This window comes from Castellaniella sp. (assembly GCF_049650445.1).
Taxonomy (GTDB): domain Bacteria; phylum Pseudomonadota; class Gammaproteobacteria; order Burkholderiales; family Burkholderiaceae_B; genus Castellaniella.
The window spans coordinates 107,068-130,727 of sequence record NZ_JBASAD010000016.1 but is presented as its reverse complement, the minus strand read 5'-3'; the positions used below and the strand labels follow the sequence as shown (position 1 = coordinate 130,727).

25 protein-coding genes and 1 tRNA gene are annotated in these 23,660 nt (G+C 66.6%); 15 read left to right on the top strand and 11 right to left on the bottom strand.

The window, feature by feature from the left end; genetic code table 11:
* Nucleotides 1-10: 10 nt before the first annotated feature.
* The gene (locus WA983_RS05070) at nt 11-769 is read right to left on the bottom strand and encodes a Smr/MutS family protein (RefSeq protein WP_424311687.1); all 759 of its coding nucleotides are present in this window, start codon (nt 767-769) and stop codon (nt 11-13) included.
* A 1-nt stretch (nt 770) separates the two neighbouring features.
* Complete coding sequence (trxB, locus tag WA983_RS05065) at nt 771-1,730, bottom strand: thioredoxin-disulfide reductase (protein WP_424249315.1); 960 nt, start codon at nt 1,728-1,730, stop codon at nt 771-773.
* A gap of 45 nt (nt 1,731-1,775) precedes the next feature.
* Between trxB and WA983_RS05060 the strand changes: the two genes are divergently transcribed.
* Genes WA983_RS05060 through WA983_RS05050 form a run of 3 tightly spaced genes read left to right on the top strand, consistent with a single transcriptional unit; the run spans nt 1,776 to nt 6,158 of the window.
* A complete protein-coding gene (locus WA983_RS05060) occupies nt 1,776-4,130 on the top strand; it encodes a DNA translocase FtsK (RefSeq protein ID WP_424249313.1) in 2,355 nt (784 codons plus the stop codon).
* Nucleotides 4,131-4,135: 5 nt separating this feature from the next.
* Nucleotides 4,136-4,789, top strand: a complete 654-nt coding sequence (lolA, locus tag WA983_RS05055; protein ID WP_424249312.1) for an outer membrane lipoprotein chaperone LolA — start codon at nt 4,136-4,138, stop codon at nt 4,787-4,789.
* Between the two features lie 7 nt (nt 4,790-4,796).
* The gene (locus WA983_RS05050; protein ID WP_424249310.1) at nt 4,797-6,158 is read left to right on the top strand and encodes a replication-associated recombination protein A; all 1,362 of its coding nucleotides are present in this window, start codon (nt 4,797-4,799) and stop codon (nt 6,156-6,158) included.
* 40 nt (nt 6,159-6,198) lie between these two features.
* Here WA983_RS05050 and wrbA read toward each other — a convergent pair whose 3' ends face one another.
* Nucleotides 6,199-6,798 (bottom strand): NAD(P)H:quinone oxidoreductase, encoded by a 600-nt coding sequence (wrbA, locus tag WA983_RS05045; protein WP_424249308.1) that lies wholly within the window; start codon nt 6,796-6,798, stop codon nt 6,199-6,201.
* A gap of 113 nt (nt 6,799-6,911) precedes the next feature.
* On the opposite strand from wrbA, the gene serS reads away from it, so the two are divergent.
* On the top strand, nt 6,912-8,249 hold the full coding sequence (gene serS, locus WA983_RS05040) for a serine--tRNA ligase (RefSeq protein ID WP_424249306.1): 1,338 nt from the start codon (nt 6,912-6,914) through the stop codon (nt 8,247-8,249).
* On the opposite strand, the gene WA983_RS05035 is transcribed toward serS, so the two are convergent.
* Together WA983_RS05035 and WA983_RS05030 are read right to left on the bottom strand one after the other, a co-directional pair.
* Nucleotides 8,250-8,612 (bottom strand): hypothetical protein, encoded by a 363-nt coding sequence (locus tag WA983_RS05035; protein ID WP_424249304.1) that lies wholly within the window; start codon nt 8,610-8,612, stop codon nt 8,250-8,252. It lies immediately after the preceding gene.
* 116 nt (nt 8,613-8,728) lie between these two features.
* Complete coding sequence (locus tag WA983_RS05030; protein WP_424250141.1) at nt 8,729-10,003, bottom strand: ISNCY family transposase; 1,275 nt, start codon at nt 10,001-10,003, stop codon at nt 8,729-8,731.
* Between the two features lie 173 nt (nt 10,004-10,176).
* On the opposite strand from WA983_RS05030, the gene WA983_RS05025 reads away from it, so the two are divergent.
* The 3 genes from WA983_RS05025 (at nt 10,177) to WA983_RS05015 (ending at nt 11,960) form a co-directional block, all read left to right on the top strand.
* A tRNA-Ser gene (locus WA983_RS05025) sits at nt 10,177-10,267 on the top strand.
* A gap of 432 nt (nt 10,268-10,699) precedes the next feature.
* Entirely contained in the window at nt 10,700-11,464 is a 765-nt protein-coding gene (locus WA983_RS05020) for a glucosamine-6-phosphate deaminase (protein ID WP_424311686.1), read from the top strand.
* Nucleotides 11,465-11,504: 40 nt separating this feature from the next.
* Nucleotides 11,505-11,960 carry a hypothetical protein gene (locus WA983_RS05015; RefSeq protein WP_424250137.1) on the top strand — a complete coding sequence of 152 codons (456 nt, stop codon included), beginning with the start codon at nt 11,505-11,507 and terminating at the stop codon, nt 11,958-11,960.
* 21 nt (nt 11,961-11,981) lie between these two features.
* On the opposite strand, the gene WA983_RS05010 is transcribed toward WA983_RS05015, so the two are convergent.
* Complete coding sequence (locus WA983_RS05010) at nt 11,982-13,235, bottom strand: MFS transporter (RefSeq protein WP_424311718.1); 1,254 nt, start codon at nt 13,233-13,235, stop codon at nt 11,982-11,984.
* 131 nt (nt 13,236-13,366) lie between these two features.
* Between WA983_RS05010 and WA983_RS05005 the strand changes: the two genes are divergently transcribed.
* Complete coding sequence (locus WA983_RS05005) at nt 13,367-13,978, top strand: TetR/AcrR family transcriptional regulator (protein WP_424249162.1); 612 nt, start codon at nt 13,367-13,369, stop codon at nt 13,976-13,978.
* A gap of 8 nt (nt 13,979-13,986) precedes the next feature.
* On the opposite strand, the gene WA983_RS05000 is transcribed toward WA983_RS05005, so the two are convergent.
* The gene (locus tag WA983_RS05000) at nt 13,987-15,057 is read right to left on the bottom strand and encodes an alkene reductase (protein WP_424249164.1); all 1,071 of its coding nucleotides are present in this window, start codon (nt 15,055-15,057) and stop codon (nt 13,987-13,989) included.
* 234 nt (nt 15,058-15,291) lie between these two features.
* Here WA983_RS05000 and WA983_RS04995 point away from each other — a divergent pair, with 234 nt between their 5' ends.
* From WA983_RS04995 to WA983_RS04980, 4 genes are all read left to right on the top strand, one after another.
* Nucleotides 15,292-15,870, top strand: coding sequence for a DJ-1/PfpI family protein (locus tag WA983_RS04995; protein ID WP_424249166.1), 579 nt, complete (start codon nt 15,292-15,294; stop codon nt 15,868-15,870).
* A gap of 150 nt (nt 15,871-16,020) precedes the next feature.
* Nucleotides 16,021-16,386, top strand: coding sequence for a ribbon-helix-helix domain-containing protein (locus tag WA983_RS04990; protein WP_424249168.1), 366 nt, complete (start codon nt 16,021-16,023; stop codon nt 16,384-16,386).
* Nucleotides 16,387-16,484: 98 nt separating this feature from the next.
* A complete protein-coding gene (locus WA983_RS04985) occupies nt 16,485-16,919 on the top strand; it encodes a DUF5602 domain-containing protein (protein WP_424249169.1) in 435 nt (144 codons plus the stop codon).
* The gene (locus WA983_RS04980; RefSeq protein ID WP_424249171.1) at nt 16,916-17,437 is read left to right on the top strand and encodes a plastocyanin/azurin family copper-binding protein; all 522 of its coding nucleotides are present in this window, start codon (nt 16,916-16,918) and stop codon (nt 17,435-17,437) included. Before WA983_RS04985 ends, WA983_RS04980 begins: the two co-directional genes overlap by 4 nt.
* Before the next feature lie 71 nt (nt 17,438-17,508).
* On the opposite strand, the gene WA983_RS04975 is transcribed toward WA983_RS04980, so the two are convergent.
* Together WA983_RS04975 and WA983_RS04970 are read right to left on the bottom strand one after the other, a co-directional pair.
* Nucleotides 17,509-18,210, bottom strand: a complete 702-nt coding sequence (locus WA983_RS04975; protein WP_424249173.1) for an RNA polymerase sigma factor — start codon at nt 18,208-18,210, stop codon at nt 17,509-17,511.
* 66 nt (nt 18,211-18,276) lie between these two features.
* On the bottom strand, nt 18,277-18,618 hold the full coding sequence (locus WA983_RS04970) for a carboxymuconolactone decarboxylase family protein (RefSeq protein ID WP_424311684.1): 342 nt from the start codon (nt 18,616-18,618) through the stop codon (nt 18,277-18,279).
* A gap of 136 nt (nt 18,619-18,754) precedes the next feature.
* Between WA983_RS04970 and WA983_RS04965 the strand changes: the two genes are divergently transcribed.
* Nucleotides 18,755-19,678: a DMT family transporter gene (locus WA983_RS04965; RefSeq protein ID WP_424249177.1), complete on the top strand. Its 924-nt coding sequence runs from the start codon at nt 18,755-18,757 to the stop codon at nt 19,676-19,678.
* A 14-nt stretch (nt 19,679-19,692) separates the two neighbouring features.
* Here WA983_RS04965 and WA983_RS04960 read toward each other — a convergent pair whose 3' ends face one another.
* A complete protein-coding gene (locus WA983_RS04960) occupies nt 19,693-20,409 on the bottom strand; it encodes an ABC transporter substrate-binding protein (protein ID WP_424249179.1) in 717 nt (238 codons plus the stop codon).
* Between the two features lie 99 nt (nt 20,410-20,508).
* Here WA983_RS04960 and WA983_RS04955 point away from each other — a divergent pair, with 99 nt between their 5' ends.
* Both WA983_RS04955 and ypfH read left to right on the top strand, forming a co-directional pair.
* Complete coding sequence (locus tag WA983_RS04955; protein WP_424249181.1) at nt 20,509-21,075, top strand: DUF924 family protein; 567 nt, start codon at nt 20,509-20,511, stop codon at nt 21,073-21,075.
* 153 nt (nt 21,076-21,228) lie between these two features.
* Entirely contained in the window at nt 21,229-21,972 is a 744-nt protein-coding gene (gene ypfH / locus WA983_RS04950; RefSeq protein ID WP_424249005.1) for an esterase, read from the top strand.
* Here the strand turns inward: ypfH and WA983_RS04945 are convergent.
* Nucleotides 21,969-23,651: an ABC transporter permease gene (locus WA983_RS04945; protein ID WP_424249006.1), complete on the bottom strand. Its 1,683-nt coding sequence runs from the start codon at nt 23,649-23,651 to the stop codon at nt 21,969-21,971. The two genes, ypfH and WA983_RS04945, sit on opposite strands and share 4 nt — an antisense overlap.
* Between the last annotated feature and the right edge of the window lie 9 nt (nt 23,652-23,660).

The following is a 23,660-nucleotide window of genomic DNA, read 5'->3' as shown; positions in this document are numbered from 1 at the left end:
TGGTGCGTCGTCAGTTCTCGGGCTGCCCGGGCAGCCGCAGCAGGGCATGCAGGGCACCGTCTCCTCCCTCGCGTTCGCCGCACTGGACCCAGGCCTGGACCGCCTCCAGGCGGCACAGGTGCCGGCGGATCGCGGCCTTCAGGACGGGTTCACCCTGGCGCGAACCAATGCCCTTGCCGTGGATGACGCGCACACAGCGGATGTCGTGTTCCAGGCACGAGGCCAGGAACCGGTCGAGGCGTTCGCGGGCCTGCTCCAGGGTGCTGCCGTGCAGGTCCAGCGACGCCTGGGGTATCCATTTGCCGCGTCGCAGGCCGCGCAGCAGGTCCGGGCCGCAGCCCGTCTGCAGGAAGGCGTCGGCCTCGGGGTCGAAGGCCGGGGTCTTGCGCCGCTGCTTGTGGGTCGGCACCGCTTTTGATTCAGCAGTGGCACCCTGGGCATGCTGGCGCCGGGCTTGCAGCAGGGATGCGGAGTCGCGCCGTGCGCCGCCCGCCCTGGCGCGGGGGCCGTGGTCCGGCAAGGGCTGCACGAAGCGCATGGCCTGGCGGAACAGGGCACGATCAGCCAGGTCCAGGGGAGGGGCTGTTTGCGGCTCGTCGTCCCGATGTGCCGCCGGGGCACCTGCCTTGTCGTCTTGCGGACGTGCGGACGCGCCCCGATCGCCGCGCTTTTTGCCGGTCGGGCGGCGCGGGGCGGGGGGCGGTTCAGGCGGGACGGCCTCGGCGCGCAGACGGCGCAGGTCGGCCAGAGACGACTTGGAGGCCTTCAACTTACAGGCCTTCGCTCTCCAGCCAGCGCTGGGCGTCCAGGGCGGCCATGCAGCCGGTGCCGGCGCTGGTGATGGCCTGGCGATAGACATGGTCCTGCACGTCGCCGGCGGCGAAGACGCCGGGCACGGAGGTCATGGTGGCCAGGCCCTGCAGGCCGCTGCGGGTGGTGATGTAGCCGTTTTCCATGGTGAGCTGGCCTTCGAAGATGCCCGTGTTGGGCTTATGGCCGATGGCGATGAAGGCGCCCATGACGGCCAGGTCCTCGGTTTCGTCGTTCTGCGTATTGCGCAGCCGCACCCCGGTGACGCCGGAATCGTCACCCAGCACCTCGTCCAGCGTGCGGAACAGCGCCAGGCGCATATTGCCGTGTTCGACCTTTTCCATCAGCTTGTCGACCAGGATGGGTTCGGCACGGAATTTGTCGCGGCGGTGCACCAGGGTGACGGTGCGGCAGATGTTGGACAAATACAGGGCTTCTTCGACGGCGGTGTTGCCGCCGCCGACCACGACCACGTCCTGGTTCTTGTAGAAAAAGCCGTCGCAGGTGGCGCAGGCCGACACGCCGCGCCCCATGAAGGACTGCTCGGACGGCAGGCCCAGGTACTGGGCCGAGGCCCCCGTGGCGATGATCAGGGAATCGCAGGTGTAGGTTGCGCCCGTGTCGCCGGTCAGCATGAAGGGGCGCCTGGACAGGTCCACGCTGGCGATGTGGTCGAACACCATTTCGGTGTTGAAGCGCTGGGCGTGTTCCATGAAGCGCTGCATCAGGTCGGGGCCCTGGACGCCGGCGACGTCGGCCGGCCAGTTGTCGACCTCGGTCGTGGTCATCAGTTGGCCGCCCTGTTCCAGGCCGGTGATCAGGACCGGCGACAGGTTGGCGCGCGCGGCGTAGACGGCGGCGGTGTAGCCCGCCGGGCCGGACCCGAGAATGATGAGTTTGGCGTGTTTTGCGCTGGACATCGCTGAAAATCCGTTCGACATTGACCCCGCAATTATAATGATCCGATGGCAAGAATTCCGGCGACCCCCACCCGTTCCTCCCGCAACGTGCGCAATGGCCCCTCGCCCCTGCAGACACGCCTCTCGGGCCTGTTCCGCGAAGCCCGCTGGGTGCTGTTGGCGGCGTTGGCCTGCTGGCTGATCCTGGTGCTGGCCACCTGGTCGCGCACTGACCCGGGCTGGTCCCATTCCGTGCATGGCGGCGTGGTCCACAACTGGGGCGGCACGTTTGGCGCGTATGTCGCCGATCTGCTGCTGTATCTGTGCGGCGCGTCCGCCTGGCTGTGGGTGCTGCTGTTGCTGCGCCGGGTGGCGGCGGGATTCTACCGCCTGTCCCGGGCGGTGCTGCCCAGCAAGGTCCCGGAACTGCTGCCGCGTGTGCGCTGGGAAGTCGGCATCGGCTATACCCTGCTGTTTCTGGGCTGCATGGGCGTCGAGGCCCTGCGGCTGCAGGTCTGGGGGGGCGCACTGCCCGCCGGGGCGGGCGGCCAGTTGGGCCAGTTGCTGGCAGGCGCCCTGGCCCGGTTGATGGGCGGGGCGGGCAGCACCTTGCTGCTGCTGGCCTTCATCGTCATGGGCTCCAGTCTGTTCTTCGGCTTTTCCTGGCTGAACGTGTCCGAACGTGTCGGCTACGCCATCGAACTCGCCTGGCGTCGCCTGCGGGACCTGAAAAACGCCTGGCAGGATCGCCGCGTGGGCGTCACGGCCCAGGCCGAGCGCCAGGAAATCGTCGAGACCCGCCAGACCCAACTGGTGCACGAGCAGCCGGTGCGTATCGAGCCCACCGTCACCACCGTGCCGAAATCCCCACGCGTCCAGCAGGAAAAACAGCAGGCCCTGTTCACTGCACGCGATGATCCGTCGATGGCGGGCAGCCTGCCGGCCCTGTCGCTGCTGGACCCGGTGGAGCAATCCCTGGAAACCGTCTCGCCGGAAACCATCGAATACACCTCGCGCCTGATCGAAAAGAAACTGTCCGACTTTGGCGTCAGCGTCACCGTCGTGGCCGCCCAGGCCGGGCCGGTCATCACGCGCTACGAGATCGAGCCGGCCACCGGCGTCAAGGGCAGCCAGATCGTCAATCTGGCCAAGGACCTGGCCCGTGCGCTCAGTCTGGTCCGCATCCGGGTGGTGGAGACCATCCCGGGCAAGAACCTGATGGGACTGGAACTGCCCAATCCTCGGCGCCAGACGGTGCGCCTGTCGGAAATCCTGGGGTCCCAGGTCTATCACACCAGCACGTCCATGCTGACGATGGCACTGGGCAAGGACATCGCCGGCAATCCGGTGGTGGCCGACCTGGGCAAGATGCCCCACCTGCTGGTGGCCGGCACCACCGGTTCGGGCAAATCGGTCGGGATCAACGCCATGATCCTGTCGCTGCTCTACAAGGCCGACGCCACCCAGGTGCGTCTGATCCTGATCGACCCGAAGATGCTGGAAATGTCCGTCTACGAGGGCATTCCCCATCTGCTGGCCCCCGTGGTCACCGACATGCGCCACGCGGCCAATGCCCTGAATTGGTGCGTGGCCGAAATGGAAAAGCGCTACAAGCTGATGAGCAAGCTCGGAGTGCGCAATCTGGCGGGCTACAACACCAAGATCCGGGATGCGCAAAAGCGCGAGGAACCCATTCCCAATCCCTTCTCGCTGACGCCCGACGCGCCCGAACCTCTGGGCACGCTGCCCATGATCGTGGTGGTGATCGACGAACTGGCCGACCTGATGATGGTGGTGGGCAAGAAGGTCGAGGAACTGATCGCCCGGCTGGCCCAGAAGGCCCGCGCCGCCGGCATCCACCTGATCCTGGCCACCCAGCGCCCCAGCGTGGACGTCATCACCGGCCTGATCAAGGCCAACATCCCCACGCGCATTGCTTTCCAGGTTTCGTCCAAGATCGATTCGCGCACCATCCTCGACCAGATGGGCGCTGAAACCCTGCTGGGGATGGGCGATATGCTTTACCAGCCGCCGGGCACCAGCATGCCGACACGGGTCCACGGCGCCTTCGTGCATGATGACGAAGTCCACCGCGTGGTCGAGGCCCTGAAGGCCGAAGGCGAACCCGATTATGTCGAGGGCCTGCTGGAAGGCGCCGGCGAAGGCGAGACCGGCGACGGGCTCGGCTCCGTCACGGGCTTTGCCGACGCGGAAAGCGATCCGCTGTACGATCAGGCCGTCGAGGTCGTGATGCGCAGCCGCAGGGCCTCGATCTCCTTCGTGCAGCGCAATCTGCGAATCGGCTACAACCGCTCGGCACGGATTCTGGAACAAATGGAACACGCGGGGCTGGTCAGCCCCCAGCAGCCCAACGGCAACCGCGACATCCTGGTGCCGGCCAAGGCCGGCGAGGACGAGTGATCCCTATGAACGTCGATTTTTCCAACCGCCGCCGCGTCCTGGCTGCGGCCATCGTGTGGTGCGGCCTGGCGGGACTGCCCGGTTTTTCCTGGGCGGCCGAACCGGCGCAGGCACAGTTGCAGGCCTTCGTCAGCAAGGTCAAATCCGCCACTGGCCAGTTCAGCCAGGAACGGACCGACGGCAAAGGCGCTGCCCAGAAGCCGCAAAGTGGCGCTTTCGCCTTTCAGCGGCCCGGGAAATTCCGCTGGGAAGTCCGCGCGCCCTACGAACAATTGATCGTGTCCGATGGGCAGCATGTCTATCAGTATGACCCCGATCTGGAGCAGGTCACGGAACGTCGCGCCAGCCAGGCCGTCGGCGCCTCGCCGGCCGCGCTGCTGTTCGGTTCGGGATCGCTGGACGAGGCTTTCAACCTCCAGCCCCAACCCGACCGTGACGGCCTGCAATGGCTGCGCGCCGTGCCCAAGACCCCGGACGCCGGCTTCGTCCATGCGGACATCGGTTTTTCCGGTGGCCTGCCTCGGCGGCTGGAGTTGCTGGACGCCTTTGCTCAGGTCTCGCGCATCGTCTTCACAGACCTGAAGGCCAATCCCGACATTCCCGCCGGGCAGTTCAAATTCACGGTGCCCAAGGGCGCCGATCTCGTGAAGATGGATTAAATCGGCCATGGCGAATCAGGGCGATCTGCTGGGTGACGACCCCGATTTTGCGGATGCGGCCGCACCGGCGCGCGCCAGCGCCAAACCGGCGCACGCCCCCTTGGCCGAGGTGCTGCGCCCGCGCAGCCTGGACGAGGTCATTGGGCAGTCGCATCTGCTGGGCGAGGGCAAGCCATTGCGGCTGGCCTTCCAGTCGGGCAAGCCGCATTCCATGATCTTCTGGGGGCCGCCGGGGGTGGGCAAGACCACTCTGGCGCGGCTGACCGCCACGGCCTTCGATTGTGCGTTCATCGCCTTGTCGGCCGTGTTTTCCGGCGTCAAGGACATCCGCGCCGCCATGGCGCAGGCCGAACAGAACCTGGCCCGGGGCCAGCCCACCATCCTGTTCGTGGATGAAATCCATCGCTTCAACAAGTCCCAGCAGGACGCGCTGCTGCCCTTCGTCGAAAGCGGCCTGGTGACCTTCATCGGCGCGACGACGGAAAACCCGTCGTTCGAAGTCAATTCCGCCCTGCTGTCGCGTGCCCAGGTCTACGTGCTGAAGTCGCTGGGCGAAGACGAATTGCGCCAGTTGGCGCGGCGGGCCCAATCCCAGGCCATGGACGGTCTGGTGTTCGATGATCTGGCTCTCGATACCCTGGTGGGCTACGCCGACGGCGACGCCCGTCGCTTGTTGAACCTGCTGGAGCAGTGCCAGACCGCAGCGGGCGCCAGTGGCGTCACGCGGATCGACGCCGGTTTCATCGAAAACGCCCTGACCCTGAACAGCCGCCGCTTCGACAAGGGCGGGGACAATTTCTACGATCAGATCTCGGCGCTGCACAAATCGGTGCGCGGCTCGCACCCGGACGCCGCCTTGTACTGGCTGACGCGCATGCTGGACGGCGGCGCCGACCCACGTTACCTGTCGCGCCGCATCGTGCGCATGGCCTGGGAAGACATCGGCCTGGCCGACCCGCGCGCCTTGCAGATCGCCAACGACGCGGCGCTGACCTACGAGCGCCTGGGCAGTCCCGAAGGCGAGCTGGCCCTGGGGCAGGCCGTCATCTACCTGGCGGTCGCCGCCAAGAGCAACGCAGGCTACATGGCCTACAACCAGGCGCGCGCCTTCGTGAAGCAGGACAAGAGCCGCGAAGTCCCTGTGCATCTGCGCAACGCGCCGACCAAGCTCATGAAGGAACTGGGCTACGGCCATGCCTACCGCTATGCCCATGACGAACCCAACGCCTACGCGGCGGGGGAAACCTATTTCCCCGATGGTATCGCCGAGCCGGGCTGGTATCGGCCGGTGCCCCGGGGCCTGGAACTGAAGATCGGCGAAAAACTGGCGCAGTTGCGGGCGTGGGACGAGGACGCGGGGCAGGAATAGGAAAAAGGGGCCTTGGCCCCTTTTTCCATGTGCCTCGGCCTTACCCGAACAGCTTGTTCGCCACTTCCGCCGCGTGCTTGCCCTGGTAGCGCGCGCCGTCCAGCTCGTTGGCGGATGGTTTGCGCGAGCCATCGCCTCCTGCAATGGTGGAAGCCCCGTAGGGCGCGCCGCCGGTGACTTCGTCCAGGCGCATCTGGCCCTGGAAGCTGTAGGGCAGACCCACGATCACGAAGCCGAAGTGGAGCATGTTCGCGATGATGGAGAACAACGTCATTTCCTGGCCGCCGTGCTGCGTGGCGGTACTGGTGAAGGCCGCGCCGACCTTGCCGTTGAGTTGGCCGCTGGCCCACAGGCCGCCCGCCTGATCCAGGAAGTTCGCCATCTGCGAACACATGCGCCCGAAGCGGGTGCCGCAGCCGATCAGGATGGCGTCGTAGTCGACCAGATCCTTGACCTGAGCCACGGGCGCAGCCTGGTCGAGCTTGTAGCCGGACTTGCGGGCGATGTCTTCGGGGACCAGTTCCGGCACGCGCTTGATGTCGACGACGGCGCCCGTCGAGCGGGCGCCTTCGGCGACGGCCTGGGCCATGGTTTCGATGTGACCATAGGTCGAGTGGTAGAGCACCAGTACTTTCGACATGGAAAGACTCCTTCTGATTCCAGGGGCGGCGCGCATCTCCGGGGCAGTGCGACGGGGCGCGGGCCGGATTGAATACAATACTTCTTTTCCAGAATCTTCGTCGCCCTCTCGCCATGCTCGATACCAATCTGCTGCGCAAGGACCTGGACCGCGTCGTACGGGCTCTCGCCCGGCGCGGCCTGGCCTTCGATACCGACCGTTACCATGCCCTGGAAGCCCGCCGCAAGGCGGTGCAGGTCCAGACCGAAGAACTGCAGGCGCGGCGCAATGCGCTGGCCAAGCAGATCGGTCAACTGAAGTCGCGCGGCGAGGACGCCTCGGCCGTGCTGGCCGAATCCCAGGCCATCCCCGACCGGCTCAAGACCCTGGAGCAGGACCTGGGCGAGGTGCAGCAGGAACTGTCCGCCTGGCTGATGACCATCCCCAATCTGCCCGACGACAGCGTGCCGGACGGCGCGGATGAAGCCGGCAACGTCGAAGTCCGCCGCTGGCTGCCGGGTGCCGCCGGTGCCGACGGCAACCCCGCCGGCCTGGGTTTCGAGCCGCGCGACCACGTCGCTCTGGCCGAGCCCTTCGGCCTGGATTTCGAGGCGGCCCGGTCCCTGGTGGGCGCCCGCTTCATGATGCTGCGCGGCCCCATCGCCCGTCTGCACCGCGCGCTGGCGCAGTTCATGCTGGACCTGCAGACTGGCGAGCACGGCTACCAGGAATGCTATACGCCGTACATCGTCAATGGCTCCACCCTGTATGGCACCGGGCAGTTGCCCAAGTTCAAGGACGACATGTTCTGGGTGACCAAGGGCGGGCAGGGCAGCACCCCGGACGAAGACGGTCCGGTCGAGGACCTGTATCTGATCTCCACCGCCGAAATCCCGCTGACCGGCACGGTGCGTGACCGCATCCTGGAAGCGCAGGATCTGCCCGTCCGGCTGACCGCGCACACGCCGTGCTTCCGGTCCGAAGCCGGCAGCGGCGGGCGCGATCTGCGCGGCCTGATCCGCCAGCATCAGTTCGACAAGGTCGAGATGGTGCAGATCGTGCATCCCGAACAGTCCTGGCAGGCGCTGGACGAGATGGTCGGGCATGCCGAGCACGTGCTGCAGGCCCTGGGGCTGCCATACCGCGTGGTGCTGCTGTGCGCGGGCGATATGGGCTTCGGTTCGGCCAAGACCTACGACCTGGAGGTCTGGCTGCCGGCGCAGAACACCTGGCGGGAAATTTCGTCGGTGTCGAACTGCCTGGATTTCCAGGCTCGTCGCCTGCAGGGACGTTTCCGCCCCGAAGGCCCCAAAGCCAAGCCGGAATACCTGCACACCCTGAACGGGTCAGGGCTGGCCGTGGGTCGCGCCCTGGTGGCCGTGCTGGAAAACTACCAGCAGGCCGACGGCAGCATCGTGATTCCGCCCGCGCTGCGTCCCTACATGGGCGGGCTGGAAGCCATCCGGGGCTGATTACTGTTTGTGCGTCTTCGGGCCACGGTAGTGCGGCATGCCGTCGGGGCCCGAGGGTGTCACATCCGTCGTGGTGGCGTGGGCCTTGCTGTCGGCGCCGATACGCGTGACCAGGACCAGGCAACCAACCCAGAACAGCAGATTCAGGACCGTAGCCAGCAGACTGTGGAAGCTGGCGTAGCCGGTCGCGGCCGAGGCCTGGATGTGGAAGGTGTCTGCGACGAGCGGGATGTTGCCCAGGCCTTCGACCATCAGGCGGCCGGGCAGGGAAAAAGCCCATTTCAGGGCGGCGATGATCTCCCATCCGGCAATCGAACCGTTGCCGTCGATGTCGAGCACGAAATGCAGGGCTTGGATGTTCATGGCGGACCTCCGACTGCGTTTATGCCTGAGTTCACTATAGGCCAGAAGGCGGGGGCGGGCAATGTGTCAACGCTAAATAGAAATGTCCGGTTTTCTCCCAAATAGAAATGTCCGGTTCAGGGGGAGGCGGCCGGGTGTGCGCGCAGGCGTTCGATAGGCCCCTCCCAGCGTCTCCAGGGATGATTGGCCGGTGGCCCCGAGCGCTTTGTGACGACGGCCTGCACCCTGGTGTTGAGCGACTTGGCGTCTTCGACCGGCTTGATGCGGCTGGGCTTGGGCAGGGTCTCAAAGCGCAGCGCTCGTCCTGCGTGCAGAACCTGCAGCGAGCCATCCAGGTGTTCGATGACCTGTACCCGTTCGCCGGCCAGACGCCGCTGCTCGGCCGGGGCCAGGACCTGCACGACGCGCTGGCGGAACTGGCACGAGAGCGTGCTTGATAGGCGCCGGTCGTGGTGGAAGGCCAGGGCCAGATCCAAGGCATCGGCCTGGCCCAGGTAAGGCGCGTGAGCATCCTCGGGCAGGGCCGGTGCGACAGCGAAGCGCTGGTTATGTGCCTTGATGTACGCGGGCAGCCAGGCGTTGGCCGTCTCGATGTCGTTGATGGCCTCCAGGCGCATGGCCTTGACCAGCCGATCCTGCAAGGTCTGGTTGGCCCGCTCGACACGCCCCTTGGCCTGGGGAGAGTTGGCCTGGATGCCTTCGATGCCCAGGCGCTCAAGCGCCTGGGCGAAACAGGTGGGCTGCGGGTCCTGGGGACTGGTGGAGCGGAAGATGCTGTGCCGGTCGCTGTACAGGCACATGGGCAGGCCGTGGGCGAGGATGTGCTGGCGCAGCACCCGCAGATAGTCGGCCGTGGTCTCGGCGCGCGCAAAGCGCAACGCCATCAGTTCGCTGGTGGCGTCATCGATGAACACCAGCAGCGTGCAGCGCGGCCCGCGCCCCTCGAACCAGTCGTGCGGACTGCCGTCGATCTGGATCAGTTCCCCACGCCGGGGGCGGCGCTCGCGCATCGGATGGATCGGGGTGCAGCGCCGGCGCCGGGCGCGCCAGAGGCCGGCTGCACGCATCAGCGTGCGCACGCTCTCGACCGAGAGCTTGATGCCGTGGCGTTCGGCGAGCATCTCGCAGGCCAGGGTCGGGCCGAAGTCCGCATAGTGCGTGGCAATCAGTTGCTGGGCCTGGCGCACCACTGCGGCCTCAAGCGTGTGGTTGGAGGCTCGGCCTCGCAGGCCATGGACCAAGGCGCTGGCGCCGCCGGCCTCGTAGCGGCGCTGGATACGGCGTAGCTGGCGCACCGAGAGTTGCAGCACGTCAGCGGCCGCGTCCTGGTTCAGCGCACCCTGCACGACCTGCTCCAGCACCCGCAGTCGGCTCACTTCCTTCTGGCTCATCGTGATCATCGTCCCTGCCCGCCTCGGTCGTGTGGTTCTCCCCATTGAAGCGGACATTTCTACTTTGCACAGACCGGACATTCTCACGTTGCACCAACAGCGGGGGCGGGCAATGAGGCGGAGTGACCGGATTCATGCTATAGTGCGCGACTCGACTTGCAATGCGTCGTACCGGAGAGGTGGCAGAGTGGTCGAATGTACCTGACTCGAAATCAGGCGTACGGTAACCCCGTACCGTGGGTTCGAATCCCACCCTCTCCGCCAGTCAACGTAAGCCCGCCCACCGAAAGGTTCGCGGGCTTTGTTGTCTTCAGAGATTGCTACCATGCGGGACCTTATCCCCCGTAGGTGCTGGCTGATCAGTCACGCTCCGTAACCCCTTTTTCGGCAGCTTGGGGCAAAATTGCTGTGCTCTAAAAGAGGCTGGCATGAAAAGAATACTGTTGGTGTGTGCAATGCTCTCCCTGTTTTCGGCCTGTGCGGTGTACACGCCGCGCGGGGCCGTGGTGGTCGATCCGGCTCCGAGTCACGGGCATGGAGGCTTCTGTCCTCCGGGGCAAGCCAAGAAGGGTAATTGCTGAGAACTTCTGACAGAATTCAACACGGCGTACCCCGTTCTGGTGCTAGGATTGGCGCATTTTGTCCGGCATACTTCCCGTCTCGTGTCAGGACGCCAAGCAAAGGCCAATCTCATCTATGCTCCAGATCTTCTCCGATCCGTCCGCCGTCGCGGAATACGTCAGCGCGGCGCTCATCGCCAAGATCCAGTCCAAGCCTGATGCCGTCCTCGGCTTGGCCACGGGCGGGACGATGGAACCGATTTATGCACGCTTTATCGACCAGGCGCGCCAGTCCGGTCTGGACGTGTCCCGCCTGACGTCCTTCAACCTGGATGAGTACGTCGGACTGAGCGCGGATCACCCCAAAAGCTATTCGGTCTATATGCGGGAACACCTGTTCCGGCACCTGGCGTTCGACGCGGCACGATTGCATCTGCTGGACGGGCTGGCGCAGGACCCGGCCGAGCATTGCCAGGCATACGCTGCCAAGCTGCGGGCGTGCGGCGGGATCGACCTGCAGCTACTGGGTGTTGGCGGCAATGGGCATATTGGTTTCAACGAGCCCGGGACGGCTTTTGATTGTCCGTGCCACGTGGTGGAACTGGCCGAGCAGACCCGGATCGACAACCGCCGTTTTTTTGCGGCGGGCGCGACGGTTCCCGCCTCGGCGATGACCCTGGGGCTGGCCGAGATCATGGCTGCGCGAGAGATCCTGCTGGTGGCCACGGGTGAGTCCAAAGCGCAGATCGTGGCGGAATGGTATCGACGGGACGTGACCGAGACGGTGCCGTTCACGATTTTGAAAAGACACCCGCGGACGACGATGATCCTCGACGAAGCGGCTGCGAGCCTGCTGCCGGATGAGGTGAGTCGGCAATGCGTCGTGGGAGTTGCCGGCTAGGCCATCCGGCCAGTGTGATCAGCCCTCCGGGAGACATGTCATGAGACTGCCCAGACTGCTTCGCATCCTCATTTTTTTCGCAGTGCTCGGACTGCTGATCTACGGTTTCGCATGGATGCAGCAACACTATCCGACGTGGGCGGGGCTGGTGTTCGTGCTGTTCCTGTTTTGCGGCATCGCGTTGTTAGGCTGGTATGGCAGTCGCATCCGGAAGCGCGGCTTGCACGACACCTCCGTGCCATGGGTGCCGGTGCGCGCCGTGGTCAAGTCCGTGCAGGCGACGGGCGAGCCCACAGTTTCCGGGAAAGTGCCGGTGCGGCTATGGGTTCAGGTCGACAGCTATAACAGCACCGGGCACCGCACCCGTATTCCTGTGGATGCCGAGATTTCACCGGAAGCCTTCGGCCGTTTTGGCGACAGTACCGTCGTACGCCTGCTGCGTCATCCCACCAACAAACTGCTCGTCAAACTCGATGGCGAGATTCCTCTGGACTGATCTGACTGAGCAGACGCTCCCTCAAGCCGCCGCCAGCCCTCCCGCCACGGGCCGTCGCTTGATCATCAGCGCGATCACGGCGGCGGCGATGCCGGTGGCGCCCGAGAGCACGAAGGCCATCAGGTAGCTGCCGGACACCTCGCGCACGAATCCGCCCATCCAGGCCGCCGTGGCGGCGCCGATCTGGTGGCCGGCCACGATCCAGCCGAATACCACTGGGGTGTCGCGGTCGCCGAAAATGTCGGTGGCCAGGCGCAGCGTGGGCGGTACGGTGGCGATCCAGTCCAGGCCATAGAAAATGGCGAAGATGGACAGGCTGTAGAGCGAAAAGTCTGTATAGGGCAGCATTATCAGCGACACGCCGCGCAGGCCGTAGTAGACGAAGAGCAGCTTGCGCGGATCGTAGCGGTCGGTCAGCCAGCCCGAGGCCGTGGTGCCGACCAGATCGAACACCCCCATCAAGGCCAGCAGGCCCGCCGCCTGGACGGCGGCGATGCCGTGGTCGCCGCACATCGCGATCAGGTGCGTGCCCACCAGGCCGTTGGTGGTGAAGCCGCAGACCCAGAAGGTGGCGAACAGGAACCAGAAGGCGCGGGTGCGGCTGGCACGGCCGAGTGCGCCGAAGGTGGCGGCGATCAGGCCGGTGCGCGGCGCAGCGGGCGCGGGCGGGTCGTCCGGGTTGGAGCCATAGGGCAGCAGGCCCGCGCTGGCGGGACTGTCGGGCACCAGCCGCCAGACCAGCGGCACCATGACCACCATGGCGGCGGCCACGATCCAGACAGCGCGCGTCCAGTCGCCCGACGAGGCCAGGGCGGCCAGCAGGGGCAGAAAGATCAGGTTGCCGGTGGCGGTGCTGGCCGTGAGGATGCCCATGGCCAGACCCCGGTGCTTGAGAAACCAGCGGCTGGCGATGGTGGCGCCCAGCACCGTGGCCACGGCACCCGAACCGATGCCCGAGAACACGCCCCACAAGGCGATCAGGTGCCAGGTTTGTGTCATGTAGGCGCTGGCGGCGGATGACGCTGCCATGACGACCAGTGCCGTCAGCAGCACGCGGCGCAGGCCGAAATGGTCCATGGCGGCGGCAGCGAAAGGCCCCACCATGCCGTAGAAGAAGATGCCGATGGCGGCAGCCAGCGAGATGGCCGACCGGCTCCAGCCGAAGGATGCCTGCAGCGGGTCCAGCAGCACGCTGGGCGTGGCGCGCAGTCCGGCCGAGAACAGCAGACAGAAGAAGATGACGCCGACCACCACAAAGGCATAACGCTGGCCCATGCGGGACACGAGGGCGGTGCGGACAGGGCGTGCGGGGGAGGGCATGATGGATGTTACTGACCGGTACGTTCTAAAGGGCTTATAATACGTACCGGTCAGTAACATCGTCAAGTGCCGCTATGAAAAAAACATTGCAACCTCGGAAACGGCCGGATGAGCGGGGGCCTGCGTCGCCGGCCGAGCCGCCGCGCGCGGCCGACCGCATCCGCAGCAGCGCGCGGGACCTGTTCTACCACCAGGGGATCCGGGCGGTGGGGGTGGACGCCATCGTGGCCGAGGCGGGCGTCACCAAGCCCAGTCTTTACCGCAGCTTCGCCTCGAAGGACGAACTGGCCGCGACCTATCTGCGGGACTACGAACTGGAATTCTGGCGTCGCTTCGATGCGACGGCCCAGGCTTATCCGGATGATCCGCGCGCGCAGATCCTGGCGTATTTCTCGGGCTTGACCGAACGCACCGGTCTGCCGGGCTACCGGGGCTGCGGTTTGACCAACGCTTGCGTCGAATACCCCGAACCCGACCATCCGGCCCGGTTGGTATCGGTGGCCAACAAGCAGAAGGTGCGCGAGCGCCTGACCGACCTGGCGCGCCGGATGGGCGCGCGCAACCCCGAGGTTCTGGGCGATGGGCTGCAACTGCTGCTGGAAGGCGCCTACGTGTCCAGCCAGATGCTCGGCGCGGCCGGTCCGGTGCAGCATCTGACTGAGGCGGCAGCACTGCTGATCGACGCCAGCCTGAAGTAGGGCAGACCTCAGGCGTCGGCCCCGCAGCCTTCCAGCGCCGGGTAGTCGGTGTAGCCCTCCGGGCCCGAGGCGTAGAAGGTCTCGGACCGGGGCGTGTTCAGGGGCGCGTCCTGGGCAAAGCGGGCGGGCAGGTCGGGGTTGGCGATGAACAGCCGGCCGAAGGCAGCCGCGTCGGCGCGCCCCTGCGCCAGCCAGCCGGTGGCCCGCTCTTGATTCAGGGCCTCGTTGGCAATGAGCCGGCCCGGGAATTTCTCGCGCATCATCGGTGCCAGGCTGTCCTCGCCTTCGTGTTCGCGCAAGCACAGAAAGGCGATGCCGCGCCGGCCCAGGGCTTCGGCTACGTAGCCGAAGGTCTCGCGCGGCCGGTCGTCTCCCATGTCATGGGCATCGCCCCGAGGGGACAGATGGACGCCGACGCGCCCGGGTGCCCAGGTTTCCAGAATGGCGTCCGTGATCTCCAGCAGCAGGCGGGCGCGGTGTTCGACCGGGCCGCCGTAGGCGTCGGTGCGCCGGTTGGTGCTGCTTTGCAGGAACTGGTCGATCAGGTAGCCGTTGGCGGCGTGGATCTCCACCCCGTCGAAGCCTGCCGCCCAGGCGTTTGCCGCGCCTTTCCGGTAGGCATCGATGATGCCGGGGATCTCCTCGGTGTCCAGGGCCCGGGGCGTGACGTAGGCCTTTTTGGGGCGCACCAGGCTGACGGTGCCGGCGGGCTGAATGGCGCTGGGCGCGACCGGCAGCGCGTCATCCAGGTACAGGGGATCGGAAATGCGGCCCACGTGCCAGAGCTGCAGCATGATGCGTCCGCCCGCTTCGTGCACGGCGGCGGTGACTTTCTTCCAGCCCTCGATCTGAGCATCGGACCAGATGCCCGGGGTGTCCGGGTAGCCGACCCCCATCGGGGTGACGGCCGTGGCTTCGCTGATGATCAGGCCGGCGCTGGCGCGCTGGCGATAGTATTCGACGATCAGTTCCCCCGGGACGCGCCCGGGCTCGGCCCGGCAACGGGTCAGCGGTGCCATGATGATGCGGTTGGGCAGCGACAGGTCGCCGAGCTGGAGGGGATCGAATAGCGTGGGCATGGGGTGTTCCGTGTGTGCAGTGTGCAATGAGGAAATCGGGCAATGAGACACACATGGGGTCGGGCCGACCGGTTTCCAAGGGATGCCGTATGGACGCCGGGCGGTATGGGAATACCACCCGGGTCAGCGTTCCGGGGGTCACAATGAGCGGATGCGGCATCCGGACGCGAGTTCCGGCGCCCGATATTCATTCCCGGGGTATGTCCGGGAATCACTTGAAACAGGAGACGAACAATGGCCAAGAAATTGCTGATGCTGGTGGGCGACTATGTCGAGGACTACGAAGTCATGGTGCCGTTCCAGGCCTTGCTGGCGGTCGGGCATCAGGTCGATGCGGTGTGCCCGGGAAAAAAAGCGGGCGAATGGGTGGCCACGGCAATCCACGATTTCGATGGCGCCCAGACCTATAGCGAAAAGCCTGGGCACCGCTTTACGCTGAACCAGGATTTCGATGCGGTGGACGCGGCGGCCTACGACGGGCTGGTGGTGCCCGGCGGGCGTGCCCCCGAATACCTGCGCATGGACGAGCGTGTCCTGTCCATCGTGCGGCAATTCAACGCCGCCGCCAAGCCCATCGCGGCGATCTGCCACGGGGCGCAACTGCTGGCGGCGGCCGGTGCGCTGCAGGGCCGCACCTGCTCCGCGTACCCGGCCTGCGCGGCCGAAGTCCGTCTGGCGGGTGGCCAGTATGCCGACATTGCGATCGATCAGGCGCACACGGACGGCAATCTGGTGACCGCGCCGGCCTGGCCTGCGCATCCGGCCTGGATCGCCCAGTTCCTGGCGGTGCTGGGCACGCGTATCCAGCACTGATTCTCCGGGGCGCGCGCGGGCCGGCGTGACGGTGCCGCGCGCCGCGTGTCCTGCGGCTGCGGTCCGGGGCGTCGGGGATTTCCCTCTTGCGCGGCCCGGGTGCACGTCTCTACAGTCACAGGGTCCCGTGACCGTTCCGGAGCCTGCGCCATGTGCGAAATCTTCATCCGGGCCAACCCCCGGTCCTACGATAGCGAATCCCGTTCCCTGCGCCTGCATGGCGTGGCGACCAGCGTGCGCCTGGAGCACCTGTTCTGGCAGGTGCTGGAAGACATTGCGCAGCGCGACGGCATGCGGGTGACCCAGTTGATCGAGCGTCTGTACGACGAGTTGCTGGCTTACCGGGGCGAGACCGGCAATTTTTCCTCTTTCCTGCGCGTCTGCTGTCTGCGCTACCAGATGCTGCAGGTCGACGGCCGCATCCCGGCTGACACGGGCATCCCTCTGCGCTCGCTGGACGCGCGCGCCGTCCTGCGGGGCCTGCCCGAACTGATGTGCGAGGACGAGGCGGCCTGATCCGCTGCTGATATCCCGCTGCCGAAACGAATTTCCCGGACTGCGCATCCAATGGCGCGAAACACGGCGATTCCCGCCGCGTAGATCGGGAGATTCACATGTCCTCACGTTCCTTTTTGACGGCGGCCACGGCCGCCGTGGTGCTCTGCTTTGGCGCGTCCGTCGCTCAGGCGGCCGGCACGTCGGCGCTGAAGGCGCCGCCCGCCGCGCCCTACAAGGCAGTCAGCTCTCTGGTAAAGCTGCCCGATTTCATTCCCGGCATGGGGCAGTTGTTTGTCGATCCCGCCACGCTGCCGGCCGGGCCGTTCCTGGGCTACGACCATGAAGGCCACCTGGTGAACACCACCTACATGATCCCGCTGTCGCTGATGAAGCCGGACATGCACCTGAATGACCTGAAGGTGCCGGCCGGCGTCAAGGTGGATCACGTCGACATCATGTACAACGCGGGGCATCCTGGCGTGGCGGAGCCGCACATCCACATCGTGCTGTGGAACGTGCCGGCCGCGCAGGAAAACCGCGTGGCGAAATGAACGCGATCGCGTACGACCCGCGCCGCCGGTTGTTGCTGGGCGCCGGCGGCGGCCTGCTGCTGGCGGCCGTCCTGCCGTGGCCGGCTGCGGCGGGCGATCCGGTCGAGATCGGCATGTCCGGTACGTCGACCGGGTCCGAGGTCTGGTTCCGGCCTCGGGGCCTGCTGATCCGGCCGGGCCAGGCGGTCCGCTGGATCAACCGTGATGCCGGCAATGTCCATACCTCGACGGCCTATCATCCGGCCAACGGCAAGCCGCTGCGCATGCCGAAAGGCGTCAAGCCGTGGAATTCGGACTATCTGCTGCCCGGACAGTCCTACACCATGGTGTTCGACACGCCGGGTGTCTATGACTACTTCTGCCTGCCGCACGAGCACGCAGGGATGGTCGGGCGGATCGTGGTGGGCGACGCGCCGGACGCCCACCCCTATGCCGACACGGATGCGCAACTGCCGCCGGTCGCCGTGGCGGGTTTCCCCAACGTGGCGGCCATTCTGAAACAGGGGCGGGTCGATTGAGCCTGCGCCGGGGCGTGTGTGCCCCGGTGCCGCGGCACCGGTCAGGCAGGTCCCCGTTCGCCCCCGCTGCTTCAGCCCGCCGCCCGCACCCTGGCCATGACGCCGGCCACGATGCGGTCGCAGCGTGCGCCCGCGAACGAGAACGCGCCCACGGCGTGCGGGTCGAAATCCGGCCGCATCGCTTCCTGCAGCAGGCGGCGGGCGCGCATGAAGCGCACGCGCACGGTGGCTTCGGGCAAGCCCAGGACGACCGCGACCTCGGCGGCCGGCATGTCGTCCACGGCGCGCAGCATGAAGACTGTACGGTAGAGATCCGGCAAGGCGTCGATGTGCCGTTCCAGCTGGCGCCGCAGTTCGGCGCGCCAGGCCATCTGATCGGGGCCTGAAGAGGCGGGCGCGGCGGTGTCGGGGTCGTGCGTCGGCATGGTGTCCTGTTCGTGCGAAACCTGGTATGCGGATTGGATGAGGGTTTCGCGCGATCTGTTTCGCCGCTGCCGCATCAGGGCCTCGTTGATGGCGATGCGCGTCAGCCAGGTCGCGGGCCGGGCCTCGGCGCGAAAATCCCGCAGATGGCCATAAGCCTTCCACCAGGCTTCCTGGACGGCGTCCTCGGCCTCGGCCTCGTCGCGCAGGATGCTGCGGGCGGCACGGTAGAGCTGCTGATTATGGCGGCGCATCAGGGCCTCGAAGGCCGTCAGGTCGCCATTCGCCGCGCGCCCGATCAGAGCGAGGTCGTCCGCAGCCGCCGGATCGGGCTGGAGTTGGATGTCCACGTGAACTCCTGAAAGAATACCGTTGACTTTGGATGCGGCCGGGCGGGAAAACGTTTCAGAGGTTCCCTAGGGATGTCCGTGCAGATCGTCCAGGGTCTGCAGGGCCAGGGCTGAATGGGCATAGGCGCCGCCCGCCCGCATTTCGGCCGCCACCCAGATCGCCTCCATGATTTCCGCGTCGGATGCGCCCGCGCGGGCCGCGCCTTCGGTGTGGCCCTTGATGCAATAAGGGCACTGGGTGACGTGGGCCACGGCCACGGCGATCAACTGCTTGGTTTTCGCGTCCAGCGCGCCGGGGGCGAACACGGCCTTGCTGAAGGCCTTGAACGCGGACAGGGCATCGGGTGCGAGTTCGGCGCGCCGTTTGGCCAATGCGGCGGTGGGGTGAGGGTACATTGGGGTATCCATGGCACGGTTCTCCAGGAATTGTGGCAGGAATCATCATAGACCTGCGTCGCCGGCGCAGCCAGAAAAGCCTCGGTCGGGACAGGGGATCGATACCGCGCGGGCCTACAATGGCGGTTTCCTTTTCCGAGTGAACCCTATGGAATCCCGCCGGCCCATGGATGGCCTGGCCTCGGGCCTGATGCTGGTGCTGTGCCTGCTTTGGGCCATGCAGCAGATCGCGCTCAAGGCCACTGCCCTGGATTTTGCCCCCATGTTCCAGATGGCCGTGCGCAGCGTCGTCGCGGGTGTGCTGGTGATCCTGTTCATGGCCTGGCGCGGCCAGCGCCTGGACGGCATCCTGAATGCCTGGCAGCCGGGACTGCTGGCCGGGTCCCTGTATGCTCTGGAGTTCCTGCTTCTGGGCGAAAGTCTGCGCCATACGTCGGCCGGTCATGTCGTGGTGCTGCTGTACACGGCACCGATTTTTGCCGCGCTGGGACTGCACTGGAAGCTGCCCGACGAGCGCCTGGCTGCTGCGCAATGGCTGGGCGTGGGCCTGGCTTTCGGCGGAATCGCGATGGCGTTTCTGTGGCGCGACGGAGGCGCCCAGGCGGCCGATGCCGCCATGTTGTGGGGCGACCTGCTGGCCTTGCTTGCCGGGGCGGCCTGGGGCGCCACCACGGTGGTGGTACGTGTGACGCGGATGGCCGAGCTGCCGGCCAGTCAGACCCTGGTCTATCAACTGTGGGTGGGCGCAGCGTGGCTGTTGGCGGGTTCATATCTGTTCGGGCAGACGGAATTCCGCATGACGCCATTGGTCTGGGCCAGCCTGACCTTCCAGTCGGTGTTTGTCTCCTTTCTCAGTTACCTGGTCTGGTTCTGGCTGTTGCGCAAGTATCTGGCGTCCCGCCTGGGTGTGTTTTCCTTTCTGACGCCATTGTTCGGCCTGGTCCTGGGGGCCTGGCTGCTGGATGAGCCGGTGGGTGCGGGCTTTTTGGGCGGGACGCTGCTGGTCGTGTCAGGGGTCGTGCTGCTGAGCGGCTACGGTTGGTACCGCCAGTGGCGGATGCAGCGGACTTGAGGTTCGTGCTTTGACTACGGCGCGACCGAAGCGCCGCGGATGCCGTGGCGTTCCAGCGCCCGGGCCACGAGGCCGGACGCCTTGCAGTGTTCCACGAAGTCGGCCAGCGCAGCGGCGGCCTGTGCCGGCCGCGATTTCGGCAGGCCCATGGCCTGTTCGATCACCATGAAACGGCCCGGCAGCAGACGGACGCCGCCGACCCGGTCGGCATCGGCCTGAAGCTGCTGGCGCACCCCGGCGGCGACTTCCTGGCCGCCGGCCAGAAACTCGTCCACCACGCGCTGGGAATTTTCCGCCCGCACGATGTCAGCCTGCGTCAGATGCCGGCTGAGATACAGGTCGTAGGCGCTGCCCTGGCCGACCACGACGCGGTGGCCAGGCCGGTCGACCTCGGCGTTGTCATGCAGCGGGGAATCCTGGCGTACCAGGTAGGCGCCTTCGATGAGCACGTAGGGGGCGGTAAAGGCGATGCCTTCGCCGCGCTTGGGATCGATGGCGAAAAAACCGATGTCGGCGGTCTGGCCGGTGACGGCCGCCACCGACTCGGCCGCCTTGTCGAACACCACCAGTTCCAGCGGCACGCCGAGTTTCTGCGCCAGTTCTGTGGCCAGGTCCACGGACACGCCCGAGACTGTGCCAGTCTCGGCGTTGCGATGGGCCAGCAGAGGATTACCCAGATTGATGGAGGCGCGCAGGGTGCCCGTGGGGGCGAGATCGTCGGACAGGGACATGGCGGACTCTACAGAGACGGCAGGCGGGTGAGACGTCGATGCTGCGATTGTAGAAGGATCGGTGTACCGTAGGGTATTCCATCGCCTTCCGGAGCACTCATGCCCTCAGCCCCCGCCCCGACCGATCCGGTGTCCGCCGACGCGGCCCGCGCCGTCGTGACCTTCTGGCGCGAAGCCGGTCCCCGCCGCTGGTTCTCCAAGGACGCCGCCTTCGATGACGAATTCCGCGAGCGTTTCCAGGACGCCCATTTTGCCGCTGCGCGAGGCGCATCGGAGGGCTGGCTTGATCAGCCCGAATCGGCCCTGGCGCTGATCCTGCTGCTGGATCAGTATCCCCGCAACTCCTTCCGGGGCACCGGCCACATGTTTGCCACCGATGGCCTGGCCCTGGCCTATGCGCGTCGTGCGCTGGTCTTTCTGGACCGGATCGAGCCCGCTTTGCGCAATTTTGTCTGCCTGCCCTTCATGCATGCCGAAAGTCTGGCCGTGCAGGAGGAGTCCGTGGTCCTGTACACCCGCGAGGTCCCGGATTCCCTGTCCTGGGCGGTCGAGCACCGTGATATCGTCCAGCGCTTCGGGCGGTTCCCGCACCGCAACAGTGTGCTCGGGCGCGACACCACGCCAGAAGAACAACAGTTCCTGGCCGCAGGAGGATTCGCGGGATGAGGCCGGACACAGAAGGGTCCCTGCGGACCCTTCTGTGCCGGCCGAATCCGAGCCGCTTGCAAGCGGCGAGGTGGAGAGCTGTGACAACTTGAGAAGGGTCCCTGCGGACCCTTCTGTGCCTGACGAATCCGAACCGCTTACTCTGAGTCCCCCATGTCCGATCCTCGCCCCGAACCCCTGATCATCGAACCCGCTGCCGGCGCGCCCGCGCAGCTTTTCGTCGTGCTGCATGGCGAATCGGCCGCGCCGGACCAGGTGTGGCACCTGGTGGCGGCGATCCGCCAGGCTTTTCCTCAGGCGCTGATCGTCCAGCCCTACGGCCCATTTGGTGCGGCCGTGGCCCGGCGCTGGATCGCCCGGACGGATCCGGATGCCGAAGCCTATGTCGGCCTGGTGGCCGAAGCGGGGATTGCCTTGGCGGGCGAGGTCCGGGCCTGGCAGCGCAGTCGCGGCTTGAACGGCGAACAGACTGCCCTGGCGGGATTTTCCGAAGGCGCAGCTGTGGCGCTGGAGGCCGTCTGCGCCGACACGGGCCTGGCTGGCCGGGCCTTGCTGTTTGCCACCCGCTTTGCCACGCTGCCGCAGGCCGCGCCCGCCGTGACCACGCTGCATCTGCTGCACGGCGCGGCGGATCGCGTCGCACCCGTGGATCAGGCGCAACAGGTCCATGGCCATCTGGCCGAACTGGGCGGCGACGCGACTCTGGACATGGCCTCGAATGTCGGTCATGAGCTGCACGACGCCCTGATCCACCAGGCCATCGTGCGTCTGCAGACCTATCTGCCCCGGCGCAGTTGGGAAGCGGTGATGGGGGTGCCGGATGCTCAGGTCGACGAATACGACGCCGACAGCGGCACGCCCGACGGCGCCCCGGAAGACGGCGGGACGCTGCACTAGGCGCGTCGCCGGAACGCCCGGCCCGCCGCCTGGGCGCACAGCACCAGGATCGTGGACAGCGCGATCATGAACAGGCCCAGGGCCGACAGTTTGCCCCAGAGGCCGTCGTCGGCGTAGCCCAGAATCTGGATCGCCAGGACTTCCGTGCCGGGGCGCGACAGCACCACGGACACGGTCAGTTCGCGCAGGAACATGGTCGCCATCAGGATCCAGGCGGACACGATCCCCGGGATCAGCAGCGGGATCACGATGCGCCGCAGCGTGGTCAGGCGGCCGGCCCCGCACACCAGCGAGGATTCCTCCAGGTGGCTGTGGATCTGCACGAAGGCGCTGGCCAGGGGGCGCACCCCATAGGGCAGGTAGGCCGCGATGTAGGCCAGCAGCAGGGCGGTCAGCGTGGAATACAGCGGGGTCTGCACGAAGAACCACATGAAGCCGATGCCGATGACGATGCCCGGAAAGGAGAACGACAGAAAGCTGAGCGTCTCCAGCAGGGTCGCCAGCGGGCCGCGTGTCTTGACCACGACATAGGCCACACCCAGGGACAACGCCACGCCCAGCGTGGCCCCTGCGACCGCCAGGAACAGGCTGTTGCGCAGCGCCTGCAGTGCGCCGGGCTCGTGGAAGACCGCGATCCAGTGGCGCAGATCCATGGCGGCGAAGGCCTGCGCGCCGGGCTGCATCACATAGGGCACCAGCGAGGTGTACAGCAGCACCAGGACCGGCAGCACGATCATCAGCAGGCACAGCAGCCCGACGATCAGGCCCAGCGGGCCCCGCATGCGGCCGAGCTCGATCAGGCCGGGCCGGAATCCGCGCGCCGAGATCGTGACGTATTTCTCGCCTTCCGCCGTCAGGGCGCGGTAGAGCACGATCAGGGCGATGGCGGCCGACAGCACGCTCATGCCGACGGCGGCGGCCTGGCCGTAGTCCGGGGCGAAGCCGGTGGAGATCATGTCGTACAGGTAGGTGGCCAGCACGTCCACGCGGCCGGGCGTGCCCAGGACGCGGGGCACGGCGTAGGACGCCAGGCTGCGCACGATGCCCAGGATCAGGGCCGCCAGGATGGCGGGCCGCAGGATCGGCAGGGTGACACGCAGCAGGGTGCGCGTCAGGCTGGAGCCCGAGACGCGCGCGGCTTCTTCCAGCGAGGGATCGAAGGCCGCCATGGCCGGGGCGATGATCAGGTAGGCGATGGGCATGTTCAGCAGCCCTTCGACCAGCGTCATGCCCCAGAGCGAATAGATGTCGAACGGCGCCGATTCCAGGCCGAACAGTCCCTGCAGCGCCTGGTTGAGCAGGCCGTTGCTGGGGTTCAGCAGCAGCGCCCAACTGGCCGAGAACAGCAGATGCGGGATCATCATCGGCACGATGGACAGCACGGTGAACAGCGGCTTGGCGGGGATGTCGGTGCGGGTGTTCAGATAGGCCAGGAACAGGGCCAGCAGCGTCGCCAGCAGCGACGAGCCCAGCACGAACACCACGGTATTGAAGGTCACGTCCCACAGGTACGGGTCCGTGTAGGCGCGGACGTATTTCGACAGGGTGAACTGGCCGAAGGCGGTCAGCCCCTGGGACAGGCTGCCCAGCAGCAGCATCAGGACCGGGCACAGGGTCAGAAAGCCGACCAGGACGATCAGGGTCCAGCTCAGGGCGCGTGACTGAGGGAGGGCGGACATGGGACGCGG

Excerpts from the sequence above, each read along its gene's own strand:
- WA983_RS05020 (WP_424311686.1), top strand. The coding sequence starts at position 10,700 with ATGCTCCAGATCTTCTCCGATCCGTCCGCCGTCGCGGAATACGTCAGC.
- WA983_RS05015 (WP_424250137.1), top strand. The coding sequence starts at position 11,505 with ATGAGACTGCCCAGACTGCTTCGCATCCTCATTTTTTTCGCAGTGCTC.
- ypfH (WP_424249005.1), top strand. The coding sequence starts at position 21,229 with ATGTCCGATCCTCGCCCCGAACCCCTGATCATCGAACCCGCTGCCGGC.
- WA983_RS05060 (WP_424249313.1), top strand. The coding sequence starts at position 1,776 with ATGGCAAGAATTCCGGCGACCCCCACCCGTTCCTCCCGCAACGTGCGC.
- WA983_RS04985 (WP_424249169.1), top strand. The coding sequence starts at position 16,485 with ATGTCCTCACGTTCCTTTTTGACGGCGGCCACGGCCGCCGTGGTGCTC.
- WA983_RS05035 (WP_424249304.1), bottom strand. The coding sequence starts at position 8,612 with ATGAACATCCAAGCCCTGCATTTCGTGCTCGACATCGACGGCAACGGT.
- WA983_RS05050 (WP_424249310.1), top strand. The coding sequence starts at position 4,797 with ATGGCGAATCAGGGCGATCTGCTGGGTGACGACCCCGATTTTGCGGAT.
- WA983_RS04990 (WP_424249168.1), top strand. The coding sequence starts at position 16,021 with ATGTGCGAAATCTTCATCCGGGCCAACCCCCGGTCCTACGATAGCGAA.
- WA983_RS04965 (WP_424249177.1), top strand. The coding sequence starts at position 18,755 with ATGGAATCCCGCCGGCCCATGGATGGCCTGGCCTCGGGCCTGATGCTG.
- WA983_RS04945 (WP_424249006.1), bottom strand. The coding sequence starts at position 23,651 with ATGTCCGCCCTCCCTCAGTCACGCGCCCTGAGCTGGACCCTGATCGTC.
- lolA (WP_424249312.1), top strand. The coding sequence starts at position 4,136 with ATGAACGTCGATTTTTCCAACCGCCGCCGCGTCCTGGCTGCGGCCATC.
- wrbA (WP_424249308.1), bottom strand. The coding sequence starts at position 6,798 with ATGTCGAAAGTACTGGTGCTCTACCACTCGACCTATGGTCACATCGAA.
- serS (WP_424249306.1), top strand. The coding sequence starts at position 6,912 with ATGCTCGATACCAATCTGCTGCGCAAGGACCTGGACCGCGTCGTACGG.
- WA983_RS04960 (WP_424249179.1), bottom strand. The coding sequence starts at position 20,409 with ATGTCCCTGTCCGACGATCTCGCCCCCACGGGCACCCTGCGCGCCTCC.
- WA983_RS04995 (WP_424249166.1), top strand. The coding sequence starts at position 15,292 with ATGGCCAAGAAATTGCTGATGCTGGTGGGCGACTATGTCGAGGACTAC.
- WA983_RS05030 (WP_424250141.1), bottom strand. The coding sequence starts at position 10,003 with ATGAGCCAGAAGGAAGTGAGCCGACTGCGGGTGCTGGAGCAGGTCGTG.
- WA983_RS04970 (WP_424311684.1), bottom strand. The coding sequence starts at position 18,618 with ATGGATACCCCAATGTACCCTCACCCCACCGCCGCATTGGCCAAACGG.
- WA983_RS04955 (WP_424249181.1), top strand. The coding sequence starts at position 20,509 with ATGCCCTCAGCCCCCGCCCCGACCGATCCGGTGTCCGCCGACGCGGCC.
- WA983_RS05000 (WP_424249164.1), bottom strand. The coding sequence starts at position 15,057 with ATGCCCACGCTATTCGATCCCCTCCAGCTCGGCGACCTGTCGCTGCCC.
- WA983_RS05010 (WP_424311718.1), bottom strand. The coding sequence starts at position 13,235 with ATGGGCCAGCGTTATGCCTTTGTGGTGGTCGGCGTCATCTTCTTCTGT.
- trxB (WP_424249315.1), bottom strand. The coding sequence starts at position 1,730 with ATGTCCAGCGCAAAACACGCCAAACTCATCATTCTCGGGTCCGGCCCG.
- WA983_RS04980 (WP_424249171.1), top strand. The coding sequence starts at position 16,916 with ATGAACGCGATCGCGTACGACCCGCGCCGCCGGTTGTTGCTGGGCGCC.